Below are 11357 nucleotides of genomic sequence, written 5' to 3' on the forward strand. Positions count from 1 at the left end.
GCAAGGCCTCGCGCGCGGTCCCGGCTCATGGGTCGAGCGCCGCCACGATCGCCTCCAGGGCGGTCTTCAGCCCCTCCTCCACCGTCGGGTGGTAGAACGGCCGGTCGAGGAGTGCGCCGGCGGTCAGCCCGTCCGCGATGGCGAGGGCGAGGAACTGCGCGAGATGCTCGCAGGCCGGTCCGAGCATCTCGGCCCCCGTGAGGGTGCCGCTGCGATCGGCGTGCAGGCGCAGGCCGCCGGCATTCTCGGCCATGATCCGCGCCCGGCCCTGGTCGCCGAAATCGACGGTGCCGACGACGCGGGACGCGTCCGCGGGATCGTGGGGCGTGCCGACGCTCGCCGCCTGCGGCTCGGTGAAGACCATGGCGAGGGTGGTCCAGCGCCGGGGCGCTTCGACTCCCGCGCGGCCGGAGGCGATCAGGCGGACGGCGTTGGCGCCGGCGATCCGGCCCTGGCGGGCGGCCTCGTGCAGCACCGGGCGGTCGGCATTGGCGTCCCCCGCGATGAAGACCGGGCCGTCGTGGCAGAGCAGGCTGCGGGCGTCGAACGCCGGCAGGCCGTGTTCGTCGAGGGCGAGGCCGGCGGCCTCCAGGCCGAGATGCCGGACATTGGGCGGACGCCCGGCCGCCGCGAGGACCCGCGCGAAGGTGCCGGTCGCGGGCGTCCCGCTCGCGTCGGTCCAGGTCAGGCGCACGCCCTCCCCGTCGCGCTCGCCCTCGGTGACTCGGCTGCCGAGGTGGAGGGTCATCTCGGCCCCGAAGAGCCGGCGGGCGGTCTCGGCGAGGCCGTCGTCGCGCAGGGAGGCGAGGTGCGTGCCGGAGTCGAACAGGGTGACGGCCACGCCGAGGCGGGCCATGGCCTGGGCCAGTTCGAGGCCGACGGCGCCGCCGCCGAGCACCGCCAGGGAGGCCGGCAGGTCGGCGATCTCGAACACCGTATCGCTGGTGAGCAGCCGGTCGCCGAGATCGCGCAGGGGCTCAGGAATGGCCGGGCTCGAGCCGGTGGCGACGATCGCGGCGCGGACGCGCAGGGTGGTGTGGTCGTCGACCGCCAGGGTGTCGGGGCCGGTGAAGCGGGCGCGGCCGGCGATGCGGGCCTCGGCGGGCAAGGCGTCGACGCCCGCGCGGACGCCGGCCACGAAGCGGTCGCGCTCGCGCCGGACGCGGTCCATCACCCGCCGGCCATCCACCCGCACCGGGCCGGCGTCGATGCCGAAGACTCCGGCGTGACGCGCCGCGTGGGCGGCGTTGGCGGCGGTGATCAGCAGCTTGGAGGGCATGCAGCCGACGCGGGCGCAGGTGGTGCCGCCGGGCCCGGCCTCGATCAGGACGGCGTCGGCGCCGCCGTCGCGGGCGGCGTGGACGGCAGCGAGGCCGGCGGTGCCGGCGCCGATCACGGCGATGTCACAGGATCTCTCGCGCATCGCGACGGCTCTCGGGTTCGCGCCTCTCGACCCCGACCACCGGAATCGCGGGCCAACCCCCGTCGCACGACGAACGTTCCTGTCTGCGGCAACCCGCGCGTCAGTCGGGCTCGGCCAGCAGGCCCTCGACGAAGGTGGTCAGGCCGGTGCGGCGGGCGCGCTTCAGCCGCTCGGCGATGAGGATGCCCTCCAGGGAGCGGAAGGCGTCGTCGAGGTCGTCGTTGACGATGACGTAGTCGTATTCGCTCCAGCGCTGGATCTCCAGCCGGGCGTTGGCGAGGCGCTTCTCGATGGTGTCGGGGGAATCCTCGGCCCGGCGCTCCAGGCGGTGGCGGAGCTCGGCCAGCGACGGCGGCAGGATGAACACCGTGACCACGTCGTCGGCGAGCTTGGCCCGCACCTGCCGGGTGCCCTGGTAGTCGATGTCGAAGATCATGTCCCGGCCGGCGCCCAGCACCTTCTCCACCGGGCGCCGCGGGGTACCGTAGAAATTGCCGTGGACCTCGGCCCATTCGAGCAGGTTGTCGGCGCTGCGCAGGGCGTCGAAGGCCTCGCGGTCGATGAACTGGTAGTGCTTGCCGTCGATCTCGGAGGGGCGGCGCTGCCGGGTCGTCACCGAGATCGAGAGGTCGAGGCCCCATTTCGGGTCGGCGGCCACGGCCCGGGTCAGGGTCGTCTTTCCCGCGCCGGAGGGCGAGGACAGGATGAGGATGAACCCGCGCCGCGCGATCACCCCGGCCTCCATCGTCAAAGCGTCCCGCATCGCTGAAAAAACCTACTCGACGTTCTGAACCTGCTCCCGGAATTGCTCCACCACGGCCTTCAAGTCGAGTCCGATCCGCGACAGCGCGATGTCATTCGCCTTGGCACACAGGGTATTGGCCTCGCGCCCGAGTTCCTGGGCCAGGAAGTCGAGCTTGCGCCCGATGGCGCCGCCGGCGGCCAGGAGCTCGGCCGCGCTGGCGAAGTGGGCCTGGAGCCGGTCGAGCTCCTCGCGCACGTCGGCCTTGGCGGCCAGCAGCACCGCCTCCTGGTGCAGGCGGTCGGGGTCGAGGTGTCCGGCCTCCAGCAGCGTCGCGACGGCGGCGGCGAGGCGCGCCTTCACCGCCTCGGGCTTGCGGGCCGGGCAGGCCTCGGCGGCGGCGGTGAGCCGGGCCATCTCGGCGAGCTGGGCCTCGATGACCCCGCGCAGGGCCCGGCCCTCGGCGCGGCGCGCCTCCACGAGGTCGGCGACGAGGCGGACCACGCCCGCGGCGAGGTCGTGCGCCAGGACCTCCGCATCGGCCCCCGGCTCCTCGTCGGATTCGATGACGCCGCGGATGCCCAGGAGCCCGTCGAGGGTGGCGGGCGCAAGCCCCTCGGGCCGGGGCACCCGCGCGATGGCGGCGGCGAGCTGGCCGAGCAGCGCCTCGTTGATCCGGACGCGGGGCGCCGCCTCCGGCCGGGTGAGGCTGAGGGAGAGCTGGCACTGGCCCCGCGCCAGGCTCTTCTGCAGGGCGCTGCGGGCGACCTCCCCGACGGCGTCGTAGCCGTTCGGCACCCGCAGGCGCACGTCGAGCCCGCGCCCGTTGACGCTGCGGACCTCCCAGGCCCACTGGACCGGCCCGGTGGTGCCGGCGGCGCGGGCAAAGCCCGTCATGCTGGAGAGGATCATGGCTGTCTTCGCGTTCGGTTCGACGCCTCCCTCCGCCTACGGCTGCTTCAGCACCGGTACGGTCTTGGGCGAGTTCAGGTCGAAGGTCTTGTTGCGCAGGGGGTCGAGGCGGGTGCCCTCCGAGGCGTCGAAGGCCTTCACGCGGCCGCCGGGGCCGTCGGGGCTGGCGGCCATGTTGGTGCCGTCGGGGGCGTAGGCCGAGGCGGTGCCGGGGACGGCGGAGGCGCCCGGCGGGTCGGCCTTGTCGACCACCGCGTCCGGCGTCGGCGTCTGGCGGGCGCGCTCGACCTGGCGCCAGCGGGCGACGTTGCGGGAATGGCCCTCGAGGGTCTCGGCGAAGGCGTGGCCGCCGGTGCCGTCGGCCACGAAGAACAGGTCCTTGGTGCGCGAGGGGTTGGCCACCGCCTCCAGGGCGGCCCGGCCCGGATTGGCGATGGGGCCCGGGGGCAGGCCCTCGATCACGTAGGTGTTGTAGGGCGTCGCGCGCTCGATCTCGGCGCGCTGGATGCCGCGCCCGAGGGTGCCGCGCCCGCCCACCAGCCCGTACACGATGGTCGGGTCCGATTGCAGCTTCATGCGCTTGTTGAGGCGGTTGACGAACACCCCGGCGACCCGGGGCCGCTCGTCGGCCCGGCCGGTCTCCTTCTCGACGATGGAGGCCAGCGTCACCATCTCGGCCGGCGTCTTCACCGGAATCTCGGCCGAGCGCCGCAGCCAGATCTGGTTCAGAACCTCGCGCTGCTTGGCGCGCATCAGGTTGACGATCTGCTGGCGCGTGGCGCCGCGCTCGAACTTGTAGGTGTCGGGCAGCAGCGAGCCCTCGGGCGGGATCTCGTTGATGTCGCCGGTGAGCACGTCGTTGTCGTTGAGGCGCATCACGATCTGCTCGGAGGTCAAGCCTTCCGGGAAGGTGATGGCGTGCTGCACCTGCCGGCCGGAGGCCAGGGTGTCGATGGCCTCGCCGATGCTGGCATGGGCCTTGAAGGTGTACTCGCCGGCCTTCAGGGCCTTGCCCGAGAAGCGGGCGGCCCACTCGAACAGGGCGGTGTGGGTGATGACGCCCTCGCGGCTCAGCGCCTCGGCGATCTCGGTGGTGCCGCTGCGGGGCGGGATGACCACGACCTTGTCGGCGGGCAGCGGACCCGGCTCCTTGGTCTGGCGCTCGAACAGGGTCACGCCGATCATCACGGCGATGGCCAGAACGACCGAGGCGGTGAGCAGGCCGGAGATGCGGGCCAGCAGGCCGCCGCGCTCACGGACCGGACGGTCGGGCGGCGGCGGCGCGGCCGTGGGCTTGATCGCCTCGCTCGGGCTGCGGGGCGAGAGACGGTTGGGCAGGGCCGGCTCGTCGGAGGGCACCGGCGTCTGCGCCGGATCTGGGCGTTTGCGGAAGAACATGGACATCCTGTTCGGGCCTCAGGTCCCCGCCCCGGCCGCCGCCGGATTTTTTAGGGGAGTCCGTACGCCCGAGTCGAGGGGGGCGCACGAGACGGGCAGTTTGGCGCGCGAACTTGGTGGGTTTTGTGGCGAACTGGGATGGGCCGAGCCAGCGGAGGGATTAGGCTCAGGTAACCCTTCCCGAGGGTTCTGGAACAGGCGAAAGCAAGTGTTTCACATTGTACTTGAGCCCAGCGCTCGACGTGTAGCGGCTCGCCTAGGATAGGGGATGACTCTATCCAATCACACAAAAACTATTCGGGTTGGCCTTCGATATGACTTTAGGCTATAGATCGGAAATTTTGCGCCTTATGAAGTATATTTTAGGCTACGTGACCCTAGCACCGGAATTTAGCTGGAATCGATTTAAATAATTTGGTTATTCTTTAAAAACGCGTTAGTAAATCATCTTCAGAACAGCAAACATTTTCTACATTTATCGCAAATTTTTCAAGCATGTATTTTGTTCGCCTATCACAACAAAATACATCAACATAGGGCTGATAGATTGTGTGCATCACGTCGCCAAAATCACCTTGCTTAAGGCGGGAAGGTTTTAGATAATCGATTTCTTTCGCTGGATCAGCGTGAGCTTGCAATTTTTTCAAGGTTAGCTGAGCAATCATGCCCAGGAGGTTTTTGGTCCCAGGAACGAGAGAGGGGTCCACCGGCGACCCGGAGTTAATTTTCGTGAGAGTTTCTTCAAAAAATTCTTTAGACACAAAATATTCAATTAACGATTCATTGAATTTCTTGAAATTTAAGGTGGAATTCGTTTGAATTATTGTAGCCTCTGTAATTTGCGCTGCTATTACAGCAACCAGTTTGTCTGCTTGATCCCAGAAAAAATTTGAAATCGGTGTCACTTCGAATTCAGGGTGGAATGAGAGCTTTGCTATCACCGTAGGATGAAGAATTGTTTCCAAAGCCAACATCTTAAATGTAGCGTGATTTGATCTTCCTAAAATTGCGTCAAACAAACCTCCAGGTCCAAATATCGGAGCTATTTCTGGAAGCTTTAGCTGTGCCTCTCGCAGCAGCCTTTCTTGATTCGGTCCAAGAACCTTTCCAAGTTGATCAGCTCTGAAATTTCCACGAAGAATATATTTGGCTCTCTCTTTTCGTCTTTCGTTTATGTCGGGAATAGTATTTAGGTGTCTGAGTAAGGCTTCTTTTGCATAAGCCTTCACATCCGAAACGGAAAATGTATCATTATCAACTATAAGTATCTCATGCCATTCGCAATATAATTTATTTCTTAAGTCCACACTTTTCGACGACAATTCAAGGTCGATAACTTTTGAGAACGGCAGCAATGGAATTGCGTGTTCTCTATTCATAATAATACGCAATCTTTCGATAGATAAATCTATCGAAGAAACATTTTTAGGAAGAGCTTCAATTATATGACATATTGAAGAGGTAACTTTTACATTAGGTTTATCTCTAATGTATTGAATGATGTCCGATTTCTTGCACGTAGAATTAGTGATGAACGATGAGTCGAGGTAAATTATCATCGTTGAGAAGTAGCCAAGAATATACTAATCCACCCGCCGCATCACCAAGCTCGCATTCGTCCCGCCAAATCCGAACGAATTCGACAGCACCGTATCCACCCGCTTGCGCTTGGCCTCGTGCGGCACGAGGTCGATCGCGGTCTCGACGGAGGGGTTGTCGAGATTGAGGGTCGGGGGCAGGACGCCGTCGCGGATGGCCAAAATCGAGAAGATCGCTTCCACGGAGCCGGCGGCGCCGAGCAGGTGGCCGATCGAGGACTTGGTGGAGGACATCGAGGCCTTGGCGGCGTGGTCGCCCAGCAGGCGCTCCACGGCCTTCAGCTCCAGTTCGTCGCCCATGGGCGTCGAGGTGCCGTGGGCGTTGATGTAGTCGAGGTCGCTGGCCTGGATGCCGGCGCGCTTCACGGCGGCGCTCATGCAGCGGAAGGCGCCGTCGCCGTCCGGGGCCGGCGAGGTGATGTGGTAGGCGTCGCCGGTGAGGCCGTAGCCGATCACCTCGGCGTAGATCTTGGCGCCGCGGGCCTTGGCGTGCTCGTACTCCTCGAGCACGACGACGCCGGCGCCCTCGCCCATGACGAAGCCATCGCGGTCGCGGTCGTAGGGGCGCGAGGCCTTGGTCGGGTCCTCGTTGAAGCCGGTGGAGAGGGCGCGGCAGGCGGCGAAGCCCGCGAGCGCGAGGCGGTTCACCGGCGATTCGGCGCCGCCCGCCACCATGACGTCGGCATCGCCGAACTGGATCAGCCGGGCCGCGTCGCCGATGGCGTGGGCGCCGGTGGAGCAGGCCGTCACCACCGCGTGGTTCGGGCCCTTGAGGCCGTGCGCGATCGAGATCTGGCCGGAGGCCAGGTTGATGATGCGGCCGGGAATGAAGAAGGGGGAGATCCGGCGCGGACCCTTGTCGTGCAGGGTCACCGAGGCGTCGTAGATGCCGCCGATGCCGCCGATGCCCGAGCCGACCATGACGCCCGTGGCGCACTGGTCCTCGTAGGAGGTCGGATGCCAGTCGGCGTCGTTCAGGGCCTCGCCGGCGGCCGCCATCGCGTAGACGATGAACGGGTCGACCTTGCGCTGCTCCTTCACCTCCATGAAGGTGTCGGGATTGAAGCTGCCGTCGCTGCCGTCGCCGAAGGGCACGGAACACGCGATGCGGCAGGCGAGGTCGTCGACGGGAAACGCCGTCACGACCTTGGCTGCCGATTCGCCGGCGATCAACCGGCTCCAGGTGGCTTCGACCCCGCTGGCCAGCGGCGTCACCATCCCCAAGCCCGTCACCACTACCCGACGCATCGCGCTATCCCGAACCGGTCCTGTCATCACAACGAATGGCGCGCGGGGTCCGTTTCACCGGACCCCGCTGACGCACGACCCGTGGCCTTAAGCGGAGTTCTTCTCGAGGAACTTCACCGCGTCGCCGACCGTCTGGATGGTCTCGGCGGCATCGTCGGGGATCTCGACGTTGAACTCTTCCTCGAACGCCATCACGAGCTCGACGGTGTCGAGGCTGTCGGCGCCGAGATCATCGATGAAGTTCGCGCCCTCGACCACCTTCTCCGGCTCAACGCCGAGGTGCTCGACAACGATCTTCTTCACGCGCTCAGCGATATCGCTCATCGGTCTTGGTCCTTAGCTCTTCAAGGTCGTGATGGTGCAAGGATCTTGTTGGTGAAGAGTCTTGCTGGTGGAAGGTCGGTGAAGGTGCCGTGGCCGCCGTCCCGTCCTCGGGACTGACTGTTCAGATTGAGCGGCCGGTGTGTTCGATCGCGCGTTTCGGGCAAGTCACCGCACTTGTCCAGTCCGTGACCCACGTTTTTCAAACATCCGCAACACGCTGAATCGGCACCCCCCTCGCACGGCAGCCGGGGTGTTAACACAGGGTTCCGACGCTGGCGAGAGGCTGTTCACAACCCGTTCATCGGTGTGGCCTTTTCGAGCCAATCGCCTGTTTTTTGGTCGGTGCGCCGCAGCGACGTTCGACCGTCTCAATCCTGCTCCGCCCCGGAATACACGGGAATGCATCCGGGGGGCGCAGGCGCGACCGTCAATACATCGCCATGCCGCCGTTCACGTGCAGGGTCTGTCCGGTGACGTAGGCGGCCTCGTCGGAGGCGAGGTAGATCGTGGCGGCGGCGATGTCGGTGCCGGTGCCGAGCCGCCCCATGGGGACGCGGCCGAGGATGCCCTCGCGCTGCTTGTCGTTCAGGGCATCGGTCATCGGCGAGGTGATGAAGCCGGGGGCGATGCAGTTGACCGTGAGGTTGCGGGTGGCGACCTCGGCGGCCAGGGCCTTGGTCATGCCCACGAGGCCGGCCTTGGCGGCGGCGTAGTTGACCTGCCCCGGATTGCCGGTGGCGCCCACCACCGAGCCGATGTTCACGATGCGGCCGTGGCGGCGCTTCATCATGCCCTTCACGGCGGCCCGCGAGAGCCGGAACGCCGCCGACAGGTTGACGGCGATCACCGCGTCCCACTCGTCGTCTTTCATCCGCAGCACGAGGTTGTCGCGGGTGATGCCGGCATTGTTCACCAGGATGTCGAGGCCGCCCAGGGCCGCCTCCGCCGCCGGCACCAGGCCTTCCACCGAGGCCTTGTCGGAGAGGTCGCCCGGCACGAGGTGGACGCGCTCGCCGCCCAGCTCCGCCGCGAAGGCCTCCAGGGCCGCCTGGCGGGTGCCCGAGATGGCGAGGGTCGCACCCTGCGCGTGCAGGCCCCGGGCGATGGCGCCGCCGAGGCCGCCGGTGGCGCCGGTGACGAGGGCCTTGCGGCCGGTCAGGTCGAACATGGACTGTCCTGTGATTCGGGCGCCTGCGGTTCAGGCGAAGGCAGGGAACGCGGCGATGTCGTCGGGGGTGCCGACCGCGCTCGCCGACGCGCCGGCGGCAATCCGCTTGACGAGTCCGGTGAGCACCTTGCCGGTGCCGATCTCAGTGAACTGGTCGACCCCGTCGGCCGCCATGGCGGCGACGCATTCGCGCCAGCGCACGGTTCCGGTGACCTGGGCGACCAGCGCCTCGCGAATCCGGGCCGGATCGGTCAGGGGCGCGGCCAGCACGTTGGCGTAGACCGGGACCACGGGGCTGTGCATCGCGACCTCGACAAGTGCTCTCTGCATACGAGCGGCGGCCGGCGCCATCAGCGAGCAGTGGAACGGGGCCGAGACGTTGAGCAGGATCGCGCGCTTGATGCCGCGCGCCTGGGCCAGGGCCACCGCCCGCTCCACCGCGGGCTTGTCGCCGGAGAGCACCACCTGGCCGCCGCCATTGTCGTTGGCGACCTCGCAGACCGCGCCCTCGGCGGCGTCCGCGGCGATCGCCTGCGCGGTCTCGGCCTCGGCCCCGATCAGGGCCGCCATGGCCCCGGCCCCGGGGGCCACCGCGTCCTGCATGGCGGTGCCGCGGATCCGCAGCAGCCGGGCGGCATCCGCGATGGAGAAGGTGCCGGCGGCGGCCAGCGCCGTGTACTCGCCCAGCGAATGGCCGGCGACGCAGGCGACGTCCCGCTTCAGGTCGAGGCCGCGCTCGGCCTCCAGCACGCGCAGGGTCGCGAGGCTCGCGGCCATCAGGGCCGGCTGGGCGTTGGCCGTGAGCGTCAGCTCTTCGATCGGCCCCTCGAACATCAGGCGGGAGAGCGGCTGGCCCAGGGCCTCATCGACCTCGGCGAACACGTCGCGAGCCTGGTGGAAGTGCTCGGCCAGCGCCCGTCCCATGCCGACGGCCTGACTGCCCTGCCCGGGGAAGATGCAAGCGCGCGCCATGTGGAAGTCCTCGTCTCGCCGGGTCGCCCCGAGAGGCTCGGCCCGGGACAGGAAGGGCGGCGCAGTCGCACCGCCCGCCCCCTGTGTCAACATGGCACCGCAGCGAGGCTCGGCGCTTTTACCCCTCGTTGAAGAAGTCGACCGTGCCCGAATCGAGGCTGTAGGACGCCCCGACGATCCGCAGTTTACCGACCTTCAGCGGGTCGAGGAGCGACGGCTCGGAAGCGCTGCGCAGGCGCTCCACCACCCGGTTGACGTTGGCGCGGACGCAGTTCTCGGTGAAGTCGCCCGGCTTGTCGCGCTGCGACAGCACCGCGGGGACGATCGGCTCGATCATTCGGCCGATCGAGCCCGGAAACACGGTGTTGTTCTTGACCACATCGATCGCCGCTTCCACCGCACCGCAGCGGCTGTGACCCATCACCAGCACCAGCGGCACCCCGAGCTGTGAGACGCCGTACTCGATCGACCCCAGGGCGGCGGTGTCGACGCAGTTGCCGGCGTTGCGCACGATGAAGAGCTCGCCGAGGCCGCGCCCGAACAGGATCTCCGGCGACACGCGCGAATCGGAGCAGCTCACCAGCACCACGAAAGGGGTCTGTCCCAGCGCGATCTCGATGCGGCGCTCGCGACCCTGGACGGCACGCACGGGACTGTCGGTCTGGTAGAGGCGGTTGCCCTCCTTCAGGGCCTCCAGCGCCTGGTCGGCAGTCAGGGTCGTCTTCTTCGTCGAGGGCGCGGCCGCGAAGGCGAGGCTCGGCAGCGCGGTGGCCGCGAAGCATCCGGCCCCGAGACGGCATCCACAGCCGAGCAGGCTGCGACGACTGAGTGGCGTGGTCATGGTCGAACGATCCCCCTGGCCCGGCCGAGGAACCGCCGCGCTTGGATCTTCTAGACCGTGCTGCCGCCCCGCGTCGCTGAGGCGTTATGCGGGACCTCGACAGGGGATTGCCGGAGGATCGTCGAACGTGCGCAACGGGATAGACCCGCCACGACGCTTGTTGCCCGGCGCCAAGGGGTGTATGAGGCGGGCTCAGCCCAGAAATTCCGTCCGAGGAAGGAGCCGTCCGCCATGGCTCGCGTCACCGTTGAAGACTGCATCGACAAGGTCGAGAACCGCTTCGAGCTGGTTCTGCTGGCCAGCCACCGCGCGCGCCTGCTCGCCGCCGGCGCGCCGCTGACGATCGATCGCGACCGCGACAAGAACCCCGTCTGCGCCCTGCGCGAGATCGGCGACGAGACGATCACCGCGGACGACCTGAAGGAACAGCTCATCCACTCGATGCAGAAGTACGTCGAGGTCGACGAGCCGGAGGCCGAGACCGTGCCGCTGCTGTCGAGCTCGCCGGCCGCTGCCGCGGTGGCGCCGCCCTCGTCCAGCGACGACGGCGCGGTTCAGTTCGATCGCATGAGCGAGGAAGACCTCCTGCGCGGCCTCGAGAACCTGGCGCCGCCCACCGAGACGGATGACGAGGCCGAGTAAGCCTCTCCCGCTCGACGTGAACTGACGAAGAACCCGGCCGCCGCGCCGGGTTTTTTCGTCTCGGAACCCCGGATTTGCCGCTGATGCGA

11 protein-coding genes are annotated in these 11357 nt (G+C 67.2%); 1 reads left to right on the forward strand and 10 read right to left on the reverse strand.

From position 1 onward, the window contains the following. Positions 1-25 precede the first annotated feature (25 nt). The 10 genes from AC0IY1_RS17140 to AC0IY1_RS17185 all read right to left on the reverse strand — a co-directional run bounded on the left by AC0IY1_RS17140 (position 26) and on the right by AC0IY1_RS17185 (position 10626). A complete protein-coding gene (locus tag AC0IY1_RS17140) occupies positions 26-1423 on the reverse strand; it encodes a dihydrolipoyl dehydrogenase (RefSeq protein WP_471771120.1) in 1398 nt (465 codons plus the stop codon). Between the two features lie 100 nt (positions 1424-1523). Next, positions 1524-2186 carry a guanylate kinase gene (gene gmk / locus AC0IY1_RS17145; protein ID WP_055957988.1) on the reverse strand — a complete coding sequence of 221 codons (663 nt, stop codon included), beginning with the start codon at positions 2184-2186 and terminating at the stop codon, positions 1524-1526. 12 nt (positions 2187-2198) lie between these two features. Further along, complete coding sequence (locus AC0IY1_RS17150; protein ID WP_471771122.1) at positions 2199-3077, reverse strand: YicC/YloC family endoribonuclease; 879 nt, start codon at positions 3075-3077, stop codon at positions 2199-2201. A 36-nt stretch (positions 3078-3113) separates the two neighbouring features. Beyond that, complete coding sequence (gene mltG, locus AC0IY1_RS17155; RefSeq protein WP_471771124.1) at positions 3114-4475, reverse strand: endolytic transglycosylase MltG; 1362 nt, start codon at positions 4473-4475, stop codon at positions 3114-3116. A 425-nt stretch (positions 4476-4900) separates the two neighbouring features. Then, positions 4901-5854, reverse strand: a complete 954-nt coding sequence (locus tag AC0IY1_RS17160; protein WP_471771126.1) for a hypothetical protein — start codon at positions 5852-5854, stop codon at positions 4901-4903. Between the two features lie 204 nt (positions 5855-6058). After that, complete coding sequence (gene fabF, locus AC0IY1_RS17165) at positions 6059-7321, reverse strand: beta-ketoacyl-ACP synthase II (RefSeq protein ID WP_471771128.1); 1263 nt, start codon at positions 7319-7321, stop codon at positions 6059-6061. An 87-nt stretch (positions 7322-7408) separates the two neighbouring features. After that, positions 7409-7645 (reverse strand): acyl carrier protein, encoded by a 237-nt coding sequence (locus AC0IY1_RS17170; RefSeq protein ID WP_018044468.1) that lies wholly within the window; start codon positions 7643-7645, stop codon positions 7409-7411. 427 nt (positions 7646-8072) lie between these two features. Then, entirely contained in the window at positions 8073-8813 is a 741-nt protein-coding gene (gene fabG, locus AC0IY1_RS17175) for a 3-oxoacyl-[acyl-carrier-protein] reductase (protein WP_055957977.1), read from the reverse strand. 30 nt (positions 8814-8843) lie between these two features. Next, positions 8844-9785: an ACP S-malonyltransferase gene (gene fabD, locus AC0IY1_RS17180; protein WP_471771130.1), complete on the reverse strand. Its 942-nt coding sequence runs from the start codon at positions 9783-9785 to the stop codon at positions 8844-8846. Positions 9786-9903: 118 nt separating this feature from the next. Then, positions 9904-10626: a carbonic anhydrase gene (locus AC0IY1_RS17185; RefSeq protein ID WP_055957971.1), complete on the reverse strand. Its 723-nt coding sequence runs from the start codon at positions 10624-10626 to the stop codon at positions 9904-9906. Between the two features lie 231 nt (positions 10627-10857). Here AC0IY1_RS17185 and rpoZ point away from each other — a divergent pair, with 231 nt between their 5' ends. Next, positions 10858-11268: a DNA-directed RNA polymerase subunit omega gene (rpoZ, locus tag AC0IY1_RS17190; RefSeq protein ID WP_055957968.1), complete on the forward strand. Its 411-nt coding sequence runs from the start codon at positions 10858-10860 to the stop codon at positions 11266-11268. Positions 11269-11357 lie beyond the last annotated feature (89 nt).

Source organism: Methylobacterium sp. AC690 (genome assembly GCF_979256535.1).